Genomic DNA, 271 nt, shown 5'->3' with positions numbered 1-271 from the left:
TGGAGGTCATCTGGACCTCCGTCTCCCGCGGCCTGCTCGGCTTCCTGCTCGCGCTGGCGATCGGCTCGGCGCCACCGGCCTGCGCGGTGCCCGCCACATCGTCATGCCGGCCGCCCTGCCCGGCTACGTCGCGGGCCTCAAGCAGGGCTGGGCCTTCTCCTGGCCCTCGCTGATGGCCGCGGAGATCATCGCCTCCTCCCCCGACCTCGGCCTCGGCCTCGGCCAGCTCCTGGAGAACGGCCGCAACAACATCGACCTCCCCGGCGTCTTC

Annotated in this window: 1 pseudogene; it reads left to right on the top strand. The window is 72.7% G+C overall.

Going from position 1 to position 271, the window contains the following annotated elements:
* Positions 1-271 (top strand): annotated as a pseudogene (locus IF89_RS44350) (hypothetical protein); the annotation flags it as partial.

The organism is Streptomyces sp. NRRL F-2664 (assembly GCF_000719345.1).
In the GTDB taxonomy this organism is placed as follows: Bacteria; Actinomycetota; Actinomycetes; order Streptomycetales; family Streptomycetaceae; genus Streptomyces.
This window is presented reverse-complemented; position numbering and strand designations above follow the sequence as displayed.